The organism is Aquariibacter albus (genome assembly GCF_014145335.1).
GTDB lineage: Bacteria > Pseudomonadota > Gammaproteobacteria > Burkholderiales > Burkholderiaceae_C > Aquariibacter > Aquariibacter albus.
On sequence record NZ_JACIVI010000007.1, the window covers coordinates 48,326 to 70,186 of the forward strand.

Below are 21,861 nucleotides of genomic sequence, written 5' to 3' on the forward strand. Positions count from 1 at the left end.
CCCCATGCGTCAGCCGAGGAAGACACGATGAGTACCGATGCCGAATGGATCACCGGCCTGACCGGGATTGCGATCGATGAGCGGGGCGCGAAGCGGACCGGGGGGACCGGAGAGGAGTCTGAGGGGACGCCCGGCAAGGGCCCGTCGCCGCTCGACTTGGCGGAGGCCTTCGAAGCTCGCCAGCGCATGAAACAGATGCTGCTGCTTGAAGTGCGCGGACGGCTGGCCAAGGTCAAGGTCGAGTTCCAGGGCGCCATGCAGATCGAAGTGACGCTCAAGGAGAAGCGGTTCAAGCTCTTCGAGCAGAAGGCCAAGCTGCTGAACGTGGAGGCCACCCAGCTCGATGAAGCCGACTTCGAGGAGATCCTCTTCGAGCAGGCTGCCTTCGAGCCGGAGACCCTCAAGACGATCGACCGCGGCAAGAACGCGATCATCAACAACCATGAGTTGCTGAAGAACGCCAAGGGGCCCGACGGCAAGGAGCTGTTCCTGCCGCAGGAACTGGAACGCGAGTTCTGGACTCCGCTGATGCGCGAACGCATCCTGCCGGAGACCTTCATCGCGGATCAGTACTCGCTGACCCAGCGCATGATCAGCCAGACCAACGACCTGTACCTGACCGAGTCGCGCAAGCGCGAGGACGAAGGCACCGCCACCGAGTTGCCGTCCGAGCAGCGTCGCCTGCTTTCGATGGGCTCCGATGCCTTTGACATGGCGGGCGACCTGGCGAAGTCCTTCGGGGGGGATGTTGGAGAGAACGTCAGCCTGGCCTTGAAGGGGGTCTCCCAGGCCATCACCACCGGGGTGGATGTCTTCGATCAGCTCAATGCCGGCGAGTGGGCCGACCTGGCCTCCACCTGCACCTCGGTGCTGAAGGGCCTGGTGTCCTCCGCGCTCACGCTGGCAGACGTTCCGGAGACCACCGTCAGTGCCGTGGGCAACGCCCTGGACGCTGGCGGCAGCGCGGTCAAGGCCGGCATTCACTTCGCAAGCGGGCCCAAGGGCTTCGAAGCGGGCGTGCTCGCCCTGGCGGAGATGGTGGGCAGCGCCGTGTCGGCCGGGGCGAGCGAGGAGAAGAACAGCAGCAAGAAGAGCAGCCTGGAGGACCTCGCGCGCTACCTCCCAGGTGCCATCACCACGGCGGTCAAGGGCTCGAAGGCCGCGATTCACGCCCGGAACGGCGATCTTGACGCCGCGGCCAAGGCCATGAACGAAGCGTTCAAGGCGGGATTCGGCATGGTGCGAGCAAGCCAGCGCAAGGCCTTGGAAGACGAACTGGAGAACGATCCGGAAAAGGACGACAAGCTCGACGCGTTTGACACCAGCACCGAGGAACTCAACACCAAGCTTGATGCCACCCTCGGCACCTCTCTGGAAGAGGTGGCCCGCAAGGCCGAGGCCGCGCGCATGGGGAGCTATCGAGACCGCGCACGTGCCTGCGTGACGACCCTGGCCCAGCTTCTGGAAGGGGCTGTGGGGCAGGCGGGCCTGGGCAAGCCGCTTGCAACCGATGTCGGCCGACTGGTGATGGGCGGTGTGCAGCCCAGGGCGCTGGTCGAGGCGGTCTTCAGCAAGGAGTTCAAGCTGGAGGTCGCGGCCGATCTGCTCAGCAAGGCCGTCGACGAAGCCTGCGCGCCGCTGCATGCGGCTGCGCCCTCGGTGGAGCCCGTGGCCAAGGCCTCCGCCACCCGCGTGAAAGAGCTCGTCACGGGGCTCTCATCGGGTATGGACAAGATCCTGGACGACATCAAGAAGGCGCAGAAGGAGGGTGCCTCGCCCAGCTTCGCGCCGGCGATGGATCACTTCTTCGACGGCCTGGGTGCCGGCCTCGCGAGCGCCGTGGACGCGCCGGCCCTGGTCCAGGCCCTTCAGGCAGCGTTCAAGACGCCGGAGGACATTCAGAAGGCCCAGGATGGCGTGACCCGCAAGGCCATCGACCGGGCCAAGAACGAAGTCGATCTTGAGCTGCAGGCGTCCGAGGCCGGACTCAGCGGCCTCACGGCCACGGAGCAGGCTGGTGCCGATGCGTCCGCCATCGACGACCTGATCGCCAAGATCAACCGCGACCGGATGATCCTTAACATGGCCACCCAGCTCGTGTCCGGCGGGGCCCAGTTGCTTGAGAAGGTGGTGCCGGCCATGGCGGCCACCGCAGCGGGCGTGAAGATGGTCGCCCAGCTGATCGCCGCCGCCCAGCGCCTGCAGCAACTGCTGCGCTGGATGGACAACCGCGACGACTTCGAGGCGGCGCAGAGCGTGCTGTCCTCGGCCTCACGCAATTTCGTCCGCAACCAGCGGAACCAGCTCGCCGACCATTCGGTGGATGCAGCGCTTCAACTCGCCAAGATGATCGGCGAGGCTGCGTCCATGGGGGGGCCTGCAGCGGCGGCCGGTCTCGTGATCGCCAAGGTTTCGGATGCCGCCATCTCCATCAAGGAGAAGCTCAAGAAGCACTTCGACGAAAAGGAGCTGGTCGACGCCTGGAAGCTGTTCCGCAAGTCCCTGGCCAACCCGGGCAACCGGCGCCTGGCTCTTCAGGTGCGGGAGGTTCATCCGACGCTGGCCAAGTACACCATCGCCTGGGGCGCCCTGGTCGAGAAGGATCTGCTGGCCCGGAATGCCCTCAGGGCCTGCAATCTGAACGAGGCCTCGCTGAACCATCCGGACTCGGGCGTCGACAAGGTGGTCAGCTACCTCGAAACCTTCTACGAGGAAGACCAACAGCTCTATGCGAGTGGCGACTTCGCGATCCCGAACCTTCCGCAGCCCCTGGAACTGAGCCCGCGTTGCTGGGTGCAGATCAAGCGGGCCGCCAACCAGGCCGGCTTGTGGGACTCGATGGAATCGTCCAAGGTGGATGGACTGCTTGCGCAGATTGAGTTGCGCAAGCGCGAACTGCCGCCGCTTCAGCAGGCCGAGCAGGATCTGCGCAAGTTGAAGCCGGAAGACCCCAAGCGGGTTCAGCTTCAGACCCAGGTCGACAAGAAGGTGGAACTGGAGGAGGCTTTGGTTGCGAGCTACTCCGCGCTGGCGGATGGGCTGCTGGCCATCCAGGCGGGAGGCGCCAAGGCGGATCCCAAGAAGCTGGAGGAGTTTCGGCGCGTGGTGCTTCTGCTCCTGGTCCGCAAGGCCCGGGAAGCCGGCAGCGCGCTCGCAGTGGCCTCGACCCGCCTGGAGGAGGTGGACGCCTGAGGCACCATGCGGGCATGCCCCGCTTTCCCGCCCTCGGCCTCCTCCGCAGCTTCATCCTCGCCGGTGCCGCCGCCACCCTCGCGGTGACCGTGGCGCTGGCCTGGCTGATTTCCGGTTTTCTCGAGCGGCAGCTGCTGCAGCGTGACGGCCTGACCAGCGCGGACATGCTGCAGAGCGTGATCGACACCCAGGGCGTGGCGCCCTGGTTCCGGGGCGAGGCCGGCGTGCCGGCGGCCGAGGTGCTGGAGTTCCTTGCCCACCTCAGCGCGCTGCCGGACGTGCTGCGCATCAATGTCTACCGGCTGGACAAGCAGGTGCTGTGGTCGAGCCGGCGGGAGATGATCGGTCGCCGCTTCGGGCCGAACGAGGAGTTGGACGAGGCCTTGCGCGGCGACGTGGTCGTGCACCGGGACACCGACGGTCCGGATGCCCAGCTCAAGAGCGAGCATCTGCTGATGAATGCCCGCCCCGACGAGTTCATCGAGAACTACCTGCCCGTCCGGACCGCGGACGGCCGGTCGGTGATCGGCGTGATCGAGCTCTATCGCCGCCCGGTGGCTTTGGTGGCGGCGCTCGACGGCGGTCGGCGTCTGGTGGCGCTCTCGGCGGCCGGCGGCGGCCTCTTCATCTTTCTCTGCCTGGTCTGGTTCGTTCGGCGGGCCGATGCGGCGCTGCGGCTGCAGCAGCACAAGTTGGTGGAGTCCGAGACCCTGGTGCGCATTGGCGAGCTTTCCGGCGCGGTGGCGCACAGCATCCGCAACCCCTTGGGCTCGATCCGCAGCAGCGCCGAACTGCACCGGGAGCTGGGCGATGCCCCCGAGGCCTTGACCACGGAGCTGATCCAGCATGTGGATCGCATCGAGACCCTGGTGCGCACCCTGCTGGGCTATGCCCAGCAGCGCGGCGCGCGGCTGACCGGCGCGGACCTGGGCCGGGTGCTGCGCGAGGTGACGCCGCGCATCGAAGCGGCAGCCCGCAGCCAGGGCAAGCCCTTCCTGCTGACCCTGCCGCCAGGGCCGCATCCGGTGGAGGCCGACCCCGAGCTGCTCGCCCAGCTGCTCGACAGCCTGCTGAGCAATGCCCTGGAGGCCACCGCGGCGGGCCAGGCCATCCGTCTGGATCTGCAGGCCCAGGCCCGGGCCTACGTGGTGGCGGTGGAGGACGAGGGCCCGGGCGTGCCCGCCGCGCAACTCGGCGCCATCTTCGAACCCTTCTTCACCACCAAGCCGCGGGGCCTGGGCATGGGGCTTGCGCTGGCCCGCCGTGCAGCGGAGCGGCTGGGCGGTCGCCTGCATGCCGAGGCCGCACCCGGTCGCGGTTTGCGCATGGTGCTGAGCCTGCCGCGCAGCCCGGTCGATGCTTCAGCCCGTTCCGCCTGATCGGCCTGTCATGCCTGCTGTTCCGACCCCTCCCTTCGCGGCCACCGGCCGGGCTGTCCTTGTCATCGACGACGAGGTCACCCTGGCCCGCAACCTCTGCGTCTACCTCGACCGGCTCGGCTACGTGGCCGAGACGGCCGGCTCTGCCGAGGAGGGCCTGGCGCGAGCGGTCGAGCTGCGCCCCGACATCGTGTTGCTCGACCACAACCTGCCGGGGCAGAGCGGCCTGGCCGTGCTGCCCCGGCTGCGCGAGCAGGAGCCGGCCGCACGCATCGTGCTGATGACCGGTCACGGCAGCCTGGAGCTTGCCGTGCAGGCCATGAAGGCGGGCGCGGTCGACTACCTCAGCAAGCCGCTGGTGCTCGGCGAGCTCAAGCTGCTGCTCGAGCGCCTGTCCAGCCAGCAGCGCTTGGAGACCGCGGTGGGCTACTACGCGCAGCGCGAGGCGCAGTCCAGCGGCCTGGATCAGCTGCGGGGCGATTCGCCCCCGATGCGCGCGCTGCGCGAGCGCATCGAGCGGCTGCTGGCCTCCGAGCGCCAGCTCGGCGATGCCGAGGCCCCGGCCGTGCTGATCCAGGGCGAGACCGGCACGGGCAAGGAGCTGGTGGCCCGGGCGCTGCACTACGGCGGCCCGCGTGCCGCCCAGCCCTTCGTCGAGTTGAACTGCGGGGCCCTGCCGCCGCAGCTGGTCGAGGCCGAGCTCTTCGGCCACGAGCGCGGCGCCTTCACCGACGCCCGCGAGCGCAAGGCCGGTCTGGTGGAGACGGCCGAGGGGGGCAGTCTCTTCCTCGACGAGATCGGCGAGGCCGACCTGAGCGTGCAGGTCAAGCTGCTGAAGCTGCTGGAGGACCGTCGCTTCCGGCGACTCGGGGGCCTGCGTGACCAGAGCGTGAACCTGCGCATCCTCAGCGCAACCCACCAGCCGCTGGACACGATGGTGCAGCAGCAGCGCTTCCGCGCCGATCTGTACTACCGCCTGCGCATCGTCGAGCTGGCCGTGCCGCCCTTGCGCGAGCGCGGCGATGACATCCTGGCCCTGGCCGAGCACTTCATTGCGCTGCACGCCCGGCGCTACCGCCGCCCGCCTCCCAGCCTGAGCCCCGCCGCCGAGGCCGCGCTGCGCCGCCACCGCTGGCCCGGCAATGTGCGTGAGCTGCGCAATGGCATGGAGCAGGCGGTGCTGCTGGCCGGTGGCACGCAGCTCGATGTGGAGGCCCTTGGCTTTCTCGGCCCCACGCTGGTCGGCCCCGCGGAGGCGCCGTCGCCTGGGTCCGAAGCCGAAAGGCCTGCCGTCTCCGGCTTGCTCCCGCCCGATGCGGACCTGAACCTGGAGCGCATGGAACGCCGCCACATCGAGACGGCCCTGGCCCGCAGCGGGGACAACGTCACCCAGGCCGCTCGACTGCTGGGGGTCAGCCGCGACACGCTGCGCTACCGACTGGAGCGCCTCGGGCGCGCCTGAGCCCGCATTCAGGCGTCAACGTATTGACAGCTTTCTTGCCGCGCTTCTAGGCTCGGGACCCCATGGTTTCCGGTCCTCAGGAGCGCCCAGCGTGATCCCGAATCTGTTCCGTCGCGGGGCCAGCGTGCTGGCCCTCCTGGCGCTTGGCCTGTCACAGGCCCGCGCCCAGTCCTTCGACATCGTCGGCCTTCGGCTCGGCATGAGCGAGGCCGAGGCCCTGCAGGCCATCCAGGCCTACCGTCCCGACCTGAAGATCTCCCGGGTCCAGAGTGCCTTCAGTTACAGCGACGGCGTCCAGTCCTTCCAGACGCAGCCTTTCCTGTCGCGCCTCCTGGTCGCCGGCCACCCCCGGCCCACCCTGGCCGTCTATTTCACGCCGCCACCGAAGGGCGGGCGGGTGTGGGCGATCGAGCGTGACGAGCCGATCACCGGCGATCCGCCCAACTTCGCGCAGTACACCGCGGCCCTGAAGGACAAATACGGCACGCCGACCGCCGGGCGCGATGGCGTGCTGGCCTGGGATTTCCCGGCGGGCCGCCCGAACTGCATCCCGCGGCCGCCCGACCGTCCCGGTTTCCCGGCGTTCAAGCCGAGCGGCACCGACGATCTCGGCTTCCTGCTCCGGCTCTGGCAGCAGAAGAAAGTGGCCCCGGCGGACCTCAGCCAGTGCGCCTCGCGTCTGCATTACGTGCTGAGCACCAGCAACGGCGAAGTCATCAGCCGCTACTACGCCCTGCTGGTCGATGTGCCCGCCTATGCCGCTGCCTACGAGGCTGCAAACCGTGAGGTCGAGGCCCAGGAAGCCGCCGCCCGCAAGCGCCGCGAAGGCAAGGCGCAGACGCCCAGGCTCTGACACGGACGGCCGGGCCACCGGCCCCGCCGAGCCTGGGGCCTGTGACCCGGTGCGCCGGGGCCGATCCCCCAGCCCCTGAGGCAGATGCCCCGGGTCCGGGCTGGCATTCCGGCTCAGTCGTCGCGCTTGATGCGGACCGCGCGGTAGCGTGTCACGCCGTCCTCCACGCCGTCCGCCGCAGCCCGCACATCCACCTGCTGACCGCTGAGCGTGGCGGGACTCAAGCCATCCTCGAAGCGGGTGCGGCTGTCGTAGACCACCCGCTGGCCACGCACGATGAAGCGGCCATTCACGGCATCGCCCGTGACGGCGCTGGCCAGGCCGGCGAACTCGAAGCGGGCGTCGTCGTCGTCGTTGCTGCTGTCGTTGTCGTCGGCGTTGTCATCCTGGGTCTCGATCTCGACCTTGCGGGCTTCCAGCACGCCCCCGATCACGCGGCCCTCCACCTCGACCCGCGCGCCGAGCCTCACCCCCGCGCTGCCGTCCTCGAAGACGGTGCTGGCATCGGTCCGGATCGGGTAGCCGTTGACCTCGAAGGCGGCCAGGCTGTCGAAGCGGGTGATGAACCCCTCGATCTCGGCCCGCGGCAGCGTGGCCGTGCCGAAGCCGGTGGATTTCACGCTCACCTGCAAGGCGCGGTAGCGGCCGTCGACGGGCGTCTTGGCCAGCCGCAGGCTCACCCGCACGCCCTCAGCGAGCGTGCCGCTGACCACGGTGCCTGCATCGCTTGCCACCGGCAGGCCGGCGACGCGGAAACGTCGGTTGCTGCCGCTACCGCTCAGCTCGCTGAGCAGGCCGCGCAGGCGGAAGTCGCCGGTGTAGCTGGCGGCGCGGTCGGCCAGGCGCACGAGCCGGGTGGCGACGATCGCATCGCCCTCGTCGGGCAGACCGTAGACGGCCACGATCTCGCCGGCGGCCAAGTCAGCGATCCCGGCCAGGCCGGCCAGGACGGTGCTGCGCTTGAGCTTCACGCTGCGCCCCAGCACGCTCAGGCTGGCGCCGGCCACGTCGACGCTGTCGACCGGGCCCAGCACCTCCGCGCGGAAGACCAGGCGGTCGGCCGTGCCGCTCAGGCCGTCGGCCGCCACCCGGCCCTCGACGTCCACGATCACGCCCAGCTGCAGCGGATCCTCGCCGGCACGGCTGACGAGCTGCCCGTCGTCGTCGCGCAGTTCGGCCGCCCGGTCGTCGTAGCGGATCTTGTTGACGATGATCGAGCCGAAGCCGCTGATCGGCCCGCTGGCGAAGCCGGTGCCGCCGCTGCCTGGTGCGCCGGCCGAGCCGCCCCCGCCGCCACAAGCCGACAGCAGGATGCCGAGCGCACTGCCCAGCATCTGCTGAAGCAGGAGTCGGCGGGCGCGCCACGGCGCCGAAGGGGTCGAGGGCATGTCATCACTCCTGACCCGGCCGGCGTGCGGGCCGGGCAGGTCGTGCCGCGGGGGCGGCGGGTTCGGGATCGGCCGCCTCGGGCGCCTGAGGCGGCCGTGCGGTGCTGTAGCTGAAGAGGCCCAGACGCAAGCGCTGGTCCATGGCACGGCCCAGCGCGCGGTCCTCGGCCTCCAGGGCCTCGAGCCGCGGAATCGCTTCGGCCAGCAGGCGGCGCCAGTGCGCGCGGATCAGCGGCCGCATGGCTTCGACCGCGGCGACGGACAGTGCGTCCTGGTAGATGGCTTGCTCGACATGGGCCGGCTCGCGGCCGCCGACGTTCTCGACCGCCGCCTGCAGGTGGTCGCCGACGTTCTCGCCCAGGAAGCCCAGCATGCGGATCTGGTCCTCGCGGGGCACGAAGGCCTCCTGCGCGAGTTCGACGGTCTCGTCGGATCTCACCCGCGCAGCACCCAGCCGCAGCAGTTCCTCCAGCAGGCTGCGCGGGTGCACGTCACGGGTGATGGCCTGGGCCAGCGCCTCGAAGCTCGGTGCAGGCCCCTGACGGGGCAGGGGCAGGGGCTGGCCCGTGGCGTCGCGCAGCGCCGGGTCGGCCAGCCAGCGGGTGACCAGCTCGGACACCGGTGAGCGGGCCGGCCGCGACGGCGTGCTTGCGTCACGCGCCTGGATCAGACGGCCCACCTCGCGTCGGTTCAGACCGGTCGTTGCACTGACCCGGCTGACCGCACGCTGGGGCGCAATGTCGGGGTGGGCGGCCAGGGCCGCCTCGACGAAGGCCTCGCGCAGGCCTTCCTCCACCACGCCGTAGGGAAGGCCTCGGGCCACGGCCAGGCCGGCCAGGGGCCGCAGCAGCGCCTGGACGGCCGCGAGCAGGGCCGCCAGGTCGGGCCGGGCGTCGTCGTCGGTGGGCAGAGAACCGTCCATGCCGACAGTCTAAATGGGCTTGATGCACATCTCGGACCTGCTGTCCAGTGGACGGTCTCGGGCTCGGGTGATCGATCCCAGACTTGCAAATGTGCAAAACGCACATTAATCTGAGGGCGTTCCCAGCCAAGCCGGACTGTCCGGCCCGTCCCGCGGCCCGGTCCCGCGCCTCCCATTCCTGCAGGAGTCCCCATGCCCCAAGCATCTGTTTCCCTCCGTCCGGCGAGCGCACGCTGCGCCTTCGCCCTCTCGACGCTCAGCTTGGCCGTGCTGCTCGGCGCATGCGGGGGCGGTGGGGGCGGTGATCCGGCGGCCAGCACGCAGGGCTTCAGCAGCGGGCCGATCAGCGGCTTCGGGTCGATCATCGTCAACGGCATCCGCTACGAGGATGGCAGTGCGAGCGTGATCGACGACGAGGGCGACAGCGTCAGCCGCAGCAGCGATGACCCGCTTCAGCTCGGCGTGGTCGTCGAGGTCGTCGGCCGGGTGAACGATGACGGCATCAGCGGCACCGCCAGCCGCTTTGAAGTCCGCAGCGGCCTGAAGGGCCCGGTCGAGGCCAAGAACAGCCTGACCGACACCCTCACCGTGCTGGGCACGCCGGTGCGCGTGACGGCCACCACGATCTACCAGGGCGTGAGCGGCTTCGCGGGCCTGGTCGCAGGCAGCGATGGCCAAGTCGTCGAAGTGCATGGCCTGCCGGGTGCCGACGGCACGCTGGTGGCCACCCGGATCGAGCTGGAGTCCCCCAGCGTCTCGGCCTACGGCGGCGACTACCGGGTCCGTGGCAGCCTGAGCGGGCTGGCCGGCACGGCGCCGTCGCAGACCTTCCGGGTCGGTGCGGTCGACGTGAGGACCGATGCGCTCACCCGTCTCAACGGAAGCCTGGTCGAGGGCGCCTTGGTGAGCGTGCGTCTGGCCAAGACGCCTGTCGCCGGCGTCTACACCGCCTCCCGCGTCCAGTTGAAGACGCGCGGCTTTGCACGCGACGACCGCTACGACCGGGCCGAGATCGAGGGCCTGGTCACCGCCTTCACCTCCATCAACAGCTTCGAGGTGAACGGCTATCCCGTCACCACCTCGGACACCACGGTCTTCGAGGACGGCCGAAGCGGCGTCGTGCTCGGTGCCCGGGTCGACGTCGACGGCACCGTGGTCAACGGCGTGCTGCAGGCCCGCAAGGTCGAGCTCGACCGCTTCGACAGCGGCGAGTCCGGCGACGACCGGGACGGTGACGACCGGGACGACGCGCCCTTCGAGTTCAAGGGCGTGGCCAGTGCCGTCAGCGGCACCGCCAGCGCTGGAACCTTCGTGGTCCGCGGACAGTCCATCGACTACGACAGCCGCACCGTCTTCCGCGACGGCCTGAGTGCCGCCAGCTTCAGCGGGGTGAATGTCGAGGTCGATGCGGTCAGCGACAGCAGCAGTGGCGCCGGCACGCGCTTCCTGGCCGTCCGCATCGAGCGCAAGAACTGAGCTTCGGGCTCGGCCTGCCACCGCGGGCCGGGCTCGTCCGCATCCTCAAGGAGTCTTCCAGTGAATGCTTCCCACACTTTCGGCAGCCCGTCGATCCGCAGCTTGTTGTGCGCGCTGGCGGCGGTCACCGGCCTCGGCGGCTGCGCCTCCATGTCCGACCGCGACCGCAACACCGCTGTCGGGGCGGCCGTGGGGGCTGCGGCCGGCTCGGTGCTGACCGGCGGCAGCACCGCGGGCACGCTCGGCGGCGCGGTGATCGGCGGGGTCATCGGCAACAAGAGCGGCGACAAGGCCGACGGGGGCCGCGACGAGCGCAAGCGCTCCGGGTCCCGCAGCCGAGATGGCCGGCGCGACAAGGACCGCGATGACGACTGAGACCGGGCGTGCTGCCCGGCGTGTTCAGCCGCGCAGGGCCTGAGCCCAGCGCGCCGCGGTCGCCCGCAGCCGTTCGCCCAGCGTCGGCGGCGCAGAGGGCGCAGCCGGGGCCGCTTCATGCGCAGGCGCTGCGGCCGGGTCGGGCGGCAGGCCAAGACGCTGGCGGAACTCGGCTTCATCGATCGGGCGATTGCGGTTCTCCACAAAGCCCAGGCTGCGCCAGCCGGGGCGGCGCTCGGTCAGCTCGCGGGCCGACTGCTCGACGTAGAAGTCGCTCTCCGCCGCGATGATCTCGAAGCGCTCACCACAGGGGTGAAAGAAGATCGGCTGGGCCTCCTCGGGCACACAGATCACCTGCACCGCGATGCGCGACCTCTGGCTGCGGTTTGCCGGGGAGCCATGGATCACGCTGTCGTCAAAGACGTGTCCGTGGCCGGCACGGGCCGGCAGCGGCTTCATGTAGCGGGCGATCTGCGGTCGGAAACTATCGAAGTAAGACCGCACTGCGGGGCCCTCGACATGCGGCAGCAGCTTGTGGCTGCGTGGAACCACGTGCAGGGTGCCGTTCTCTTCATCGGCGTCGACCAGCGCACACCAGATCGTCACCGAAGTCTGGTCCAGCGGCAGCACCGGCCAGTTCTGATGCGAAGGGAAGCTGCCATCGCCGGGCTGCTTGACATGGAAGTTGCTCGCGACAACACGGTGCCGATCCAGCAAGCGGTCGATCGCCGGCTGGAAATGTCGGACCAACATGGCGTGGGTGGCACGGCGGTAGTCGACATCGCGATCCAGCAGCGTGACGTGGTGGTTGAGCAGCCCGTCCCGGGCGGTCGGTGCAAAGCCGTCGGCTGGACGCAGGCTCTGCAGGTCGGCCAGCAGAGCAGCGACGGCCTCGGCGTCCAGGACGGGAACGGCCACCGACCCCTCGGCAACGAGCTCGGCCTGCAGGACGGGGTCACGGAGGGATGCGCGCATCAGGGCCTCGTTGGCGGTACAAGAAGGGATCGGGAGGAGCCGCATCGGACAGCTCCTCCTTACGGGGGAGTATCTGCCAGCCCTCGCTTTCAGGGCCGCTGGGCTTCCCTGGACCGCAGGGGCCGTCCATCCCAGGCCATCAGGCGACTCCCGGTGCCGAGGGGCCTGCTGCTGCCAGCCCGGAAGAAGATGTGCTATAGTGTTAGCTTCAGTCGCGGGGTGGAGCAGTCTGGTAGCTCGTTGGGCTCATAACCCAAAGGTCGCAGGTTCAAATCCTGCCCCCGCAACCAAATTTTCCTTGGCCGCCAAGGATCCCGACAAAGCCCGCAATTGCGGGCTTTGTCGTTTCCGGAGCCTTCCCGTCGATCCGCGGGCCTGTGCAGGATGCGGGGCCCGCCGACTCAAGGTACGCTCCGCCCGTCTCGGGTTGCGGCCGGGCAGATCGCTCGGCAGCTTCGACCCCAGCGGTCGCTTGTCCGCGACAGAAGACGAACAGGCGGGCGGCCTGCCAGCTCCGGACCGGGAGCTGCTCTAGCTCCTTTCCGCCGTCATCACGACAAGCGGCGTCCGCGCACGACGGCGACCGCCATGGAGACACCACGTGGGCGATCTGCTGTCCCTGCTGCGCTTCAACGCCGGTTCGGGCCACATCTGGCTGGACGAGCAGCGCATGCTGCTGCTGCACACCCGGGCTTTGGCCGAACTGCGCAAGGAGCTGCTGGACTCGCTGGGCGTGCAGCGCGCCCGCGGTCTCCTGGTGCGCATGGGCTTCGCGTCCGGCCAGCGGGACGGCGAACTGGCGCTCAAGGAAATGCGTGCCGGCCTGCCCATCGAGCAGGCCTTCATGCTCGGTCCGCAGCTGCACACCATTGAAGGCGCGGTGCTGGTCGAGAAGGTCCACATGGAGCTGGACCTCAAGCGCAAGCACTTCTTCGGCGAGTTTCTCTGGACCAATGCCTGGGAGTGCGATGCCCACGTCGCCGACTTCGGCTACGGCGACGACCCGCAGTGCTGGCAGCAGATCGGCTACGCCTCGGGCTACACGAGCGCCTTCCTCGGCCGTCTGGTCGTCTTCAAGGAGACCGAGTGCCGCAGCATGGGCGACAGCCGCTGCCGCATCATCGGTCAGGCCGCGGAGGACTGGAACGACGCCGAGTACGTCGAGTACTTCCAGCCGCAGCGCATCGGCGAGAAGCTGATCGACTTCAACATCGGCCTGGAGCACCTGCGCGCCGTGCAGCCGCGGCGCAGCTACGACCACACCCTGGTCGGCGTGTCGCCGGGTTTCCGCCAGGCCTTCGACCTGCTGAAGCGCGCCGCCGGCAGTGCGATCACCGTGCTGCTGCTCGGCGAGACCGGGGTCGGCAAGGAAGTCTTCGCGCGCTGGCTGCACGAACAGGGGCCGCGCTCGGGCGGGCCCTTCATCGCGGTGAACTGCGCCGCCATTCCGGCCGAGCTGATCGAGGCCGAGCTCTTCGGCGTGGAGAAGGGGGCCTACACCGGCGCGCACAGCGCGCGGGCCGGACGCTTCGAGCGGGCGCATCACGGCACCCTCTTTCTGGACGAGGCTGGCGACCTGCCCGCGGCCACACAGGTCAAGCTGCTGCGGGTGCTGCAGACGGGCGAGATCGAACGGCTGGGCGGCGAGTCCCCGCTCAAGGTGGATGTGCGTATCGTCGCCGCGACCAACGTCAACCTGCAGCAGGCCATGGACGAGGGCCGCTTCCGCCGCGACCTCTTCTACCGCCTCAACACCTTCCCCATCACCATCCCGCCGCTGCGCGAACGCCAGGCCGACATCGCGCCGCTGGTGCAGCGCTTCATCGAGAAGTTCAGCGCCCTCTACGGCAAGAAGCTGCGCGGCCTGACCGACCGCGCCATGCGCGATGTGCTGGGCCACCCCTGGCCCGGCAACATCCGCGAGCTGGAGAACGTCATCGAGCGCGCCGTGCTGCTGGCGCCCGAGGGCGGGGCCATCGAGGTCTCGCACCTCTGGGGCTGCGGCGGCGGCCAGGTGCCGCAGGCCGAGAAGCAGATCGACGCCCGCGGCCAGCTGGGCAAGGACGGCGCGGGCGATCCCCTGGACCAGCTCTGCGAGCAGGTGCTGGCGCGCGAGGTGGACCTGGGCGCGCTGGAGCAGCGCCTGATGCAGACCGCGATGCAGCGCGCCAAGGGCAACCTCTCGCAGGCCGCGCGCCTGCTGGGCATCACCCGGCCGCAGCTGGCCTACCGCCTCAAGAAGGAAGGCCTGCCGGCCGGCTGAGCGCCGGCGGCGGTCGGCCCGGCCCCGCTGCGGGCCGCCTGCGCGGGCGCCTTCGGGCGCCCGCGGCGCTTCACCATTTCATCAAGCTGCGGCGCAGCATGTGCTCGGCTCGTTATCCGGGACTTCCCGGGTTGGGCGGCTTGCCGCCGGGCGGCGGACCACAAATCAAGCACTTAGCCGCACTGGCACGGCCGTTGCGCTAAAGAGGCTCTGCGGCCCGCCCCCCGGCCGCCGCTTGATGGATTGAACAAGTGAACGCCGCCCTCCCGCCCGAACGCTCCGCCTCGGCCGCCGCCCTGACCGGCCAGCGCTGCTATGTGCGCGTCACCGGCACGCGCGACAGCCGCTTCGTCGAGTTCGAGTTCGCCATCGGCGACCCCGAGCTGGCCGTGGAGCTGGTGCTGGACTTCGAGCAGTTCCGCCAGTTCTGCGCGACCCACGAGGTCACCCATCTGACGGCCGAGGAGGGCGCCCGCCTGGACTGGGAGCGCATGAAGTGGCGCTACGGCCAGCCCGGCCTGGACCACTGAGCGCCAGCGGGCGCGGCTTCAACGAGAACGAGCACCGAGGAGACACGACCGTGCATGTCGAGATCAGGACCACCGACGTCCAGCCCATCCGCCAGACCTTCTCGCACATCGCCCGCCGGCTGGGCGAGGGCAAGCCGGCCTCGCGCTACCAGGAGGCCACCCTGGACATGCAGCCGACGGCCAACTTCCACTACCTGCCGCTGTGGGAGCCCGAGCGCCAGATCTACGACCCCCGCCGCACGGCCCTGGTGATGGCCGACTGGTATGCCTTCAAGGACCCGCGCCACTACTACTACGGCGTCTACACCATGGCGCGGGCCAAGCAGCAGGAGGGGGTCGACAAGCAGTTCGAGTTTGCGGAGAAGCGCCGGCTCTTCGACCCGCTCGACGAGTCCACCCGCGAACTGCTCGTCCAGGTGCTGGTGCCCCTGCGCCATGTCGAGTGGGGTGCGAACATGAACAACACCTACTGCTGCGCCTATGGCTATGGCACCGCCCTGACCCAGGCCTGCACCTATGCGGCCATGGACCGTCTCGGCATCGCGCAGATGCTGTCGCGCATCGGCCTGCTGCTCGACGGCAACCAGGGCAGCGCGCTCGACCAGGGCAAGGCCGCCTGGCTGGAGCATCCGGCCTGGCAGCCGCTGCGCCGGCAGGTCGAGAAGCTCTTCGTCACCCGGGACTGGTTCGAGCTCTTCCTCGCGCAGAACCTGGTGATGGATGGCCTGATGTATCCGCTGGTCTACCGCCAGATCGTCGAGGCGCTCAGCCCGCGCAGCGGCCATGCCCTGGCCCTGCTGACCGAGTTCATGAGCGACTGGTCGGCCGAGCAGCAGCGCTGGGTCGATGCGACGGTCAAGACGGCCGCCGAAGAGTCGCCAGCCAACCGTGCGCTGCTAGCGGGCTGGATCACCGCCTGGCGCGAACGCTTGTTCGACGCCCTGAAGCCACTGGCCGACCTGGCCCTGGGTGCTGCCGGCCCGGCGGCTCTCGCCAGCGCCCGCGCCGAGTTCGACACCCGCATCGCCCGCCTGGGCTGCGCCGCCTGAGCGCCTCGAGGAGACCCCGCATGACCATCGCCCCCGCCGCCGCCTCGCGCGCGCCCGTCTTCATCTCCTTGCTGGCCAACGAGGCCTCGCGGGCCATCGTCGAGGCCATCGTCGCCGACAACCCCGAGGCCACCGTCGCCGAGTTCCCGGCCATGGTCAAGATCGACGCGCCGGGCCAGCTGGTGATCCGCCGCGAGAGCGTCGAGGCCCAGCTGGGCCGCAGCTGGGATGTGCAGGAGCTGCATCTGAGTCTGATTTCCCTCGGCGGCAACATCGAAGAGACCGACGAGGACTTCACCCTGAGCTGGGGCGCGCGTTGAGCCGCCGCCGCCCGTCCTGACGAACCGGAGCCCCGCATGAGCCTCACCCCCCCCTCGGCCAGCAAGCCCACCACCAAGCGACTGGGCCTCAAGGAACGCTACGCGATGATGACCCGTGGCCTCGGCTGGGAGACCAGCTACGAGTCCATGGACGAGGTCTTCCCGCAGGACCGCTTCGAGGGCATCAAGATCCACGACTGGGACCGGTGGGAGGACCCCTTCCGCCTCACGATGGATGCCTACTGGAAATTCCAGGGCGAGAAGGAGAAGAAGCTCTACGCGATCATCGATGCCTTCCAGCAGAACCAGGGCCAGTTCAACATCAGCGACCCGCGCTACCTGAACACCCTCAAGCTCTTCCTCACGGCGGTCAGCCCGCTGGAGTACGCCGCCCACCGCGGCTATGCCATGTGCGGTCGCAACTTCCGGGGCGTCGGCGCCCGCGTTGCCGCGCAGATGCAGTCCATCGACGAGCTGCGCCACTGCCAGACGCAGTTCCACACGATCAGCCACTTCAACAAGTACTTCCACGGCCTGCACGATCCGCAGCACATGTACGACCGCGTCTGGTACCTGTCGGTGCCGAAGTCCTACTTCGAGGACGCGATGAGCGCGGGGCCCTTCGAGTTCATCACCGCGATCAGCTTCAGCTTCGAGTACGTGCTGACCAACCTGCTGTTCATGCCCTTCATGAGCGGCGCCGCCTACAACGGCGACATGGCCACCGTCACCTTCGGCTTCTCCGCGCAGAGCGACGAGTCGCGTCACATGACGCTGGGCCTGGAGGTGGTGAAGTTCATGCTGGAGCAGGATCCGGCCAATGTGCCCATCGTCCAGCAATGGATCGACAAGTGGTTCTGGCGCGGCTACCGCCTGCTGACCATCGTCGCGATGATGATGGACTACATGCTGCCCAAGCGCGTGATGAGCTGGAGCGAAGCCTGGGCCATGTATTTCGAGAAGAACGGCGGCGCGCTCTTCGAGGACCTCTCGCGCTACGGCATCCGCATGCCCAAGTACCACGAGGTCGCGAGCAAGGAGAAGGACCGTATCAGCCACGAGGCCTGGGCCGCCTTCTGCAACTACGGCCATGCGGCCGACTTCCTGACCTGGGTGCCGCGTGCGGAGGAGATGGACTGGCTGTCGGCCAAATACCCCGCCACCTTCGACCGGCTCTACCGCCCGCGTTTCGAGTGGATGGCCGAGCAGCAGCGCAGGACCGGCGCCATGTGGCGCAACAACACGCTGCCCATGCTGTGCCAGACCTGCCAGGTCCCGATGCTCTTCACCGAGCCTGACGATCCGACCAAGATCTGCTACCGCGAAACCAGCTACCACGGCATGAAGATGCACTTCTGCTCCGACGGCTGCAAGGACATCTTCGAGAACGAGCCCGAGAAGTACGCCCAGGCCTGGCTGCCGGTGCACCAGATCTACCAGGGTCACTGCTTCCCGGCCGATGCCGATCCGAGCGCGCCGGACTTCAACCCGCTCGCCGAGGTGCTGCGCTACTACCACCTGAACCCCGGGGCCGACGGGGGCGACTTCGACCGTTCGCCCGACCACGCCAACTGGCTGCGCTGGACCGGTCAGGCCCCCGCCGAGCCCGCGCCGCCCGCCGCCGCAGCCGCCTGAGCTGAACCCTGCCGAACCGCTGTGCCACCGACCCCTCCGGGCCGGTGGCTAGCGGAGCCCTGCGCCCTTCCTCCTGGACACGACCCATGCCCGTCGTTGCATTGAAGCCCGGCTACACCGGCCCGGTGGCCGACACCGAAGACAAGTTCCACGGCAAGCGCCTGCTCTACATCGGCTGGGATGACCACCTGCTGTTCTGTTCCCCGGTCTGCCTGCCGCTGCCGCCGGACATGCCCTTCGGCGCGCTGGTCGGGCAGGTGCTGCCCGGCATCTATGGCAGCCACCCGGACTTCGCCCGCATCGACTGGTCCAGCGTGAGCTGGCTGGACTCGGGCCAGCCCTTCAAGCCGGATCCGGCCAAGACCCTGGCCGAGAACGGCCTGGTCCACAAGTCCGTGATCCGTTTCCGCACCCCTGGCCTGCGCGGCCTGGCGGGCAGCAGCAGCTGAGGACCGGAGGCCTCCGATGAGCCAGACCCTCACCATCGAACCCCTGGGCCAGGCCGTGTCGCTGCGGCCCGACCAGACCGTGCTTGACGCCTGCCTGCGTGCCGGCGTCTGGCTGCCGCATGCCTGCGGCCACGGCGTCTGCGGCACCTGCAAGGTCCAGGTGCTGGACGGCGAGGTCGAGCATGGCGACGCGTCCAACTTCGCGCTGATGGACTTCGAGCGCGACGAGGGCAAGATCCTCGCCTGCTGCGCCACCGCCGTCGGCGACCTCACCATCGAGGCCGAGATCGACGAGGACCCGGATGCCGCCTTCCTGCCCCTGGAGGACCACACGGCCGAGCTGGTCGAGGCGCGCATGCTGACCCCGACCATCCGCGGCCTGTGGCTGCGCACCGAGCGGCCGCTGGCCTTCCAGGCCGGCCAGTACCTGATGCTGAAGGTGCCGGGGGTCGAGGGCGAGCGGGCCTTCTCCATCGCCAGCCGGCCGGGCGAGGAGCTCGTCGAACTGCACATCCGCCGCGTGCCCGAGGGCCGGGCCACCGGCTGGCTGCACGAACAGCTGCAGGTCGGCCAGCCCTTGCGCTTCACTGCGCCCAGTGGCCGTTTCTTCGTGCGCAAGTCGGCCGGCCTGCCGATGATCTTCGTCGGGGGCGGCTCCGGCCTGTCCAGCCCGCAGTCCATGGTGCTGGACCTGCTGGCCGAAGGCTGCACCCTGCCGATCACCCTGGTGCAGGGCGCGCGCAACCGCGACGAGCTCTACCACCGCGAGCGCTTCGAGCGCTTGGCCGCCGAGCACCCGAACTTTCACTACCTGCCGGTGCTGTCGGACCTGCCGGCCGACAGCGACTGGGCCGGTGCGCGCGGCTACGCCCACGAAGCGATGAAGACCCACTTCAAGGGCGACTTCCGGGGCCACAAGGCCTACCTCTGCGGCCCGCCGCCGATGATCGAGGCCTGTCTGAAGACGCTGATGCAGGGGCGCCTCTTCGAGCGCGACATCTACACCGAGAAGTTCTTCACCGCCGCCGACGCCGCCCTCGCGGCGCCGCGGAGCCCGCTGTTCCGCTCGGTCTGAGGCCTGCGCCGTGGACGCCTTCCGCCCCTCAGCCCGGCTCCGCCGCGGCCAGGCCTGGCAGCAGGGCCAGGAAGGCTGCCAGCGTCGGCGAGGGATCGCCGCGCCGATGCACGCAGCTCAGCTCGATATCCTGAAGGTACCGCGCCTTCAGGGGCCGGTAGACCACGCCAGGCAGCTGCAGGCGGGCGGCCGAGGCCGTCGTCACGCACAGACCCAGGCCGCCGGCCACCAGGGCCACGCAGGTCAGCACGTCCTCGACCGACTGGACGACCTGCGGCTGCGCGCCCTCGCGCGCGAAGGCCTGCAGCACCTGCTGCGCCAGGCCGGGCAGGGGCGAGGCCGACGAGACCGGATAGAGGATCAGCGGCTGGCGATCCAGGTCCCGCAGGGTGATCTCGTCCTTCAGGCTCAGGGGGTGAGCTTTCGGCAGGCCGACGATCAGGCGCTCGCGCAGCACCGGCACGGTGACCAGGTCGGGCTCGGGCGGCAGCAGCCGGTTGAAGCCGACGTGGATGCGCCGCTCGCGCAAGGCCTCGATCTGCTGGGCCTTGTTCAGCTGGTGCAGCTCGATCTGCACCTCGGGGCGCTCGGCGTGGAAGCGCGCCAGCAGACGCGGAATCACGTCCAGCACGGCCGAGCCGAAGATGCCCACATCCAGCCGCCCGCGCAGGCCCTGGCCGCTGAGCTGGGTGCGCGTCTTCACCTGGGCGGCCAGGCCGAGCAGGTTGGGGGCCTCGGCACGCAGGGCCTCGCCGGCCGCGGTCAGCTCCACGCCCTTGGGCGTGCGCAGGAAGAGCGCGGTGCCCAGTGCGTCTTCCAGCGCGCGGATCTGCCGTGTCAGCGGCGGCTGGGTCATGTGCAGGCGCTCGGCCGCACGGTGGAAGTTGCGCTCCTCGGCGAGCACCAGGAAATCACGCAGCTGACGCAGTTCCATGGCTTTCGGGCTCCCGGTTTGAGTCGATACCGATTGGGTATCGGACGTGCGAAATCGAGTATTGGACTGTATCGGTCTGCCCTCCTATCGTCCGCCCATCCCAGGCCATCCGCCGCGGCGCAGACCGCAGGGCCGGGGGAGAGAAGGAGACCACAGGGCATGCACGCACATCGCGTCGGGTGCATGGCGGGGGCGTCGGCATGAGTTCCGGCAGCGAGCCCCGCCATGCCGTTCGCATCGTCAACACGCAGGAGGACTACGGCTGTGCCGCCTCCCGCACCTTGCTGGGCGGCATGGAAGCGCTGGGCCGCCGCGGCATCCCCGCAGGCTGCCGCGGCGGCGGCTGCGGCATCTGCAAGGTGCGCATCGAGACCGGCACCGTCCGCACCGACCGGATGAGCCGCGCCCATGTCAGCGTCGACGAGGAGGCCCGCGGCTATGTGCTGGCCTGCCGGGCCTACCCGACCAGCGATGTGGTGCTGCATGCCGTCGACAAGCTGGCCCGCTGCATCGAGCGGCGACCGGCTGAACCGGCTGCCCCTTCACCGTTCCTGGCCGCAGCGCTGCAGCGCGTGCCGCCCACCCCCTGAACCCACCAAGAGGAGACAAGCATGGCGATGACTGGCGTGCTGCGCCCCGGCCACGTGCAACTGCGCGTGCTGGACATGGCGGCAGCGATCAAGCACTACAGCACGGTCCTCGGCCTGTGGCAGACCGCCACCGATGCCGAGGGCCGCGTGTACTTCAAGGCCTGGGACGAGCACGACCATCACAGCGTCGTGCTGCGCGAGGCCGACGAGGCCGGCATGGATTTCATGGGCTTCCGCGTCGACGGTGTCGCCACGCTGAAGCGGCTGGCCGTCGAGATCGAGGCCAGCGGCCTGGCCGGCGCGCTGCAGTGGATCCCGGCCGGCGAGATGCTGCGCACCGGCGAGCGCCTGCGCTTCACCGTGCCCACCGGCCACGCGATCGAGCTGTACGCCGAGAAGGACAAGGTCGGCAACGGCATGCCCCTGGAGAACCCCGAGGTCTATCCGGACAACCTCAAGGGCATGTCGCCGACCCGCTTCGACCACTGCCTGCTCTACGGCGACGACCTGGATGGCACGGTCAAGCTCTTCACCGAGGTGCTGGGCTTCAAGCTGGCCGAGCAGGTGGTGGCGGGCCCGGATCAGCTGCAGATCGCGGCCTTCCTGACCTGCTCCAACAAGCCGCATGACGTGGCCTTCATCCGTCACCCGGAGAAGAACAAGTTCCACCACGCCAGCTTCATCCTCGACAACTGGGGCGAGGTGCTCAAGGCCGCCGACCTCATCACGCGCCACCGCGTGTCGCTGGACATCGGCCCGACGCGGCACGGCATCACGCGGGGCGAGACCATCTACTTCTTCGACCCCAGCGGCAACCGCAACGAGGTCTTCTCCGGCGGCTACATCCACTACCCGGACCGGCCCACGCTGACCTGGACCGACAACGAGCTGGGGCGCGCGATCTTCTATCACGACCGCAAGCTCAACGAGAACTTCCTCAACGTGGTGACCTGAGTCCCCCCCGAAGCGGCTGCGCCGCTCCCCCCCAGGGGGG

18 protein-coding genes, 1 tRNA gene and 1 pseudogene are annotated in these 21,861 nt (G+C 69.4%); 16 read left to right on the forward strand and 4 right to left on the reverse strand.

Going from position 1 to position 21,861, the window contains the following annotated elements; genetic code table 11:
* Nucleotides 1-186: 186 nt before the first annotated feature.
* From H4F90_RS14505 to H4F90_RS14520, 4 genes are all read left to right on the forward strand, one after another.
* Nucleotides 187-3,192, forward strand: a complete 3,006-nt coding sequence (locus H4F90_RS14505) for a hypothetical protein (RefSeq protein ID WP_182665862.1) — start codon at nucleotides 187-189, stop codon at nucleotides 3,190-3,192.
* Nucleotides 3,193-3,206: 14 nt separating this feature from the next.
* Nucleotides 3,207-4,571 carry a sensor histidine kinase gene (locus tag H4F90_RS14510; protein WP_182665864.1) on the forward strand — a complete coding sequence of 455 codons (1,365 nt, stop codon included), beginning with the start codon at nucleotides 3,207-3,209 and terminating at the stop codon, nucleotides 4,569-4,571.
* Between the two features lie 10 nt (nucleotides 4,572-4,581).
* A complete protein-coding gene (locus H4F90_RS14515; RefSeq protein WP_182665866.1) occupies nucleotides 4,582-6,033 on the forward strand; it encodes a sigma-54-dependent transcriptional regulator in 1,452 nt (483 codons plus the stop codon).
* Nucleotides 6,034-6,124: 91 nt separating this feature from the next.
* The gene (locus tag H4F90_RS14520; RefSeq protein WP_182665868.1) at nucleotides 6,125-6,886 is read left to right on the forward strand and encodes a hypothetical protein; all 762 of its coding nucleotides are present in this window, start codon (nucleotides 6,125-6,127) and stop codon (nucleotides 6,884-6,886) included.
* Nucleotides 6,887-6,999: 113 nt separating this feature from the next.
* Here H4F90_RS14520 and H4F90_RS14525 read toward each other — a convergent pair whose 3' ends face one another.
* Nucleotides 7,000-8,274, reverse strand: a complete 1,275-nt coding sequence (locus H4F90_RS14525; protein WP_182665870.1) for a DUF5666 domain-containing protein — start codon at nucleotides 8,272-8,274, stop codon at nucleotides 7,000-7,002.
* A 4-nt stretch (nucleotides 8,275-8,278) separates the two neighbouring features.
* Nucleotides 8,279-9,196: a DUF6502 family protein gene (locus tag H4F90_RS14530; RefSeq protein WP_182665872.1), complete on the reverse strand. Its 918-nt coding sequence runs from the start codon at nucleotides 9,194-9,196 to the stop codon at nucleotides 8,279-8,281.
* Between the two features lie 192 nt (nucleotides 9,197-9,388).
* Here H4F90_RS14530 and H4F90_RS14535 point away from each other — a divergent pair, with 192 nt between their 5' ends.
* Together H4F90_RS14535 and H4F90_RS15710 are read left to right on the forward strand one after the other, a co-directional pair.
* Nucleotides 9,389-10,672, forward strand: coding sequence for a DUF5666 domain-containing protein (locus H4F90_RS14535; RefSeq protein WP_182665874.1), 1,284 nt, complete (start codon nucleotides 9,389-9,391; stop codon nucleotides 10,670-10,672).
* Between the two features lie 93 nt (nucleotides 10,673-10,765).
* Nucleotides 10,766-10,951, forward strand: a pseudogene (locus tag H4F90_RS15710) (glycine zipper 2TM domain-containing protein); the annotation flags it as partial.
* A gap of 120 nt (nucleotides 10,952-11,071) precedes the next feature.
* On the opposite strand, the gene H4F90_RS14545 reads toward H4F90_RS15710, so the two are convergent.
* Complete coding sequence (locus tag H4F90_RS14545) at nucleotides 11,072-12,022, reverse strand: phytanoyl-CoA dioxygenase family protein (RefSeq protein ID WP_182665875.1); 951 nt, start codon at nucleotides 12,020-12,022, stop codon at nucleotides 11,072-11,074.
* A gap of 213 nt (nucleotides 12,023-12,235) precedes the next feature.
* Here H4F90_RS14545 and H4F90_RS14550 point away from each other — a divergent pair.
* From H4F90_RS14550 to H4F90_RS14585, 8 genes are all read left to right on the forward strand, one after another.
* Nucleotides 12,236-12,312 (forward strand) — tRNA-Met (locus tag H4F90_RS14550).
* 311 nt (nucleotides 12,313-12,623) lie between these two features.
* Nucleotides 12,624-14,285: a sigma 54-interacting transcriptional regulator gene (locus H4F90_RS14555; protein ID WP_182665877.1), complete on the forward strand. Its 1,662-nt coding sequence runs from the start codon at nucleotides 12,624-12,626 to the stop codon at nucleotides 14,283-14,285.
* Between the two features lie 251 nt (nucleotides 14,286-14,536).
* Nucleotides 14,537-14,815, forward strand: coding sequence for a phenol hydroxylase subunit (locus tag H4F90_RS14560; RefSeq protein WP_182665879.1), 279 nt, complete (start codon nucleotides 14,537-14,539; stop codon nucleotides 14,813-14,815).
* 50 nt (nucleotides 14,816-14,865) lie between these two features.
* Entirely contained in the window at nucleotides 14,866-15,864 is a 999-nt protein-coding gene (locus tag H4F90_RS14565; protein ID WP_182665881.1) for an aromatic/alkene monooxygenase hydroxylase subunit beta, read from the forward strand.
* Between the two features lie 20 nt (nucleotides 15,865-15,884).
* Entirely contained in the window at nucleotides 15,885-16,184 is a 300-nt protein-coding gene (locus tag H4F90_RS14570) for an MmoB/DmpM family protein (RefSeq protein WP_182665883.1), read from the forward strand.
* A gap of 36 nt (nucleotides 16,185-16,220) precedes the next feature.
* Complete coding sequence (locus tag H4F90_RS14575; protein ID WP_182665885.1) at nucleotides 16,221-17,819, forward strand: aromatic/alkene/methane monooxygenase hydroxylase/oxygenase subunit alpha; 1,599 nt, start codon at nucleotides 16,221-16,223, stop codon at nucleotides 17,817-17,819.
* Between the two features lie 86 nt (nucleotides 17,820-17,905).
* A complete protein-coding gene (locus H4F90_RS14580) occupies nucleotides 17,906-18,268 on the forward strand; it encodes a phenol hydroxylase subunit P4 (RefSeq protein ID WP_182665887.1) in 363 nt (120 codons plus the stop codon).
* A 16-nt stretch (nucleotides 18,269-18,284) separates the two neighbouring features.
* Nucleotides 18,285-19,343 carry an NADH:ubiquinone reductase (Na(+)-transporting) subunit F gene (locus H4F90_RS14585; RefSeq protein WP_182665889.1) on the forward strand — a complete coding sequence of 353 codons (1,059 nt, stop codon included), beginning with the start codon at nucleotides 18,285-18,287 and terminating at the stop codon, nucleotides 19,341-19,343.
* A gap of 28 nt (nucleotides 19,344-19,371) precedes the next feature.
* Here H4F90_RS14585 and H4F90_RS14590 read toward each other — a convergent pair whose 3' ends face one another.
* Nucleotides 19,372-20,277, reverse strand: a complete 906-nt coding sequence (locus H4F90_RS14590; protein ID WP_182665891.1) for a LysR family transcriptional regulator — start codon at nucleotides 20,275-20,277, stop codon at nucleotides 19,372-19,374.
* A gap of 200 nt (nucleotides 20,278-20,477) precedes the next feature.
* Here H4F90_RS14590 and H4F90_RS14595 point away from each other — a divergent pair, with 200 nt between their 5' ends.
* Nucleotides 20,478-20,867, forward strand: a complete 390-nt coding sequence (locus H4F90_RS14595) for a 2Fe-2S iron-sulfur cluster-binding protein (RefSeq protein WP_182665893.1) — start codon at nucleotides 20,478-20,480, stop codon at nucleotides 20,865-20,867.
* A 21-nt stretch (nucleotides 20,868-20,888) separates the two neighbouring features.
* On the forward strand, nucleotides 20,889-21,821 hold the full coding sequence (locus H4F90_RS14600) for a catechol 2,3-dioxygenase (protein ID WP_182665895.1): 933 nt from the start codon (nucleotides 20,889-20,891) through the stop codon (nucleotides 21,819-21,821).
* The last annotated feature ends 40 nt before the right edge of the window (nucleotides 21,822-21,861 follow it).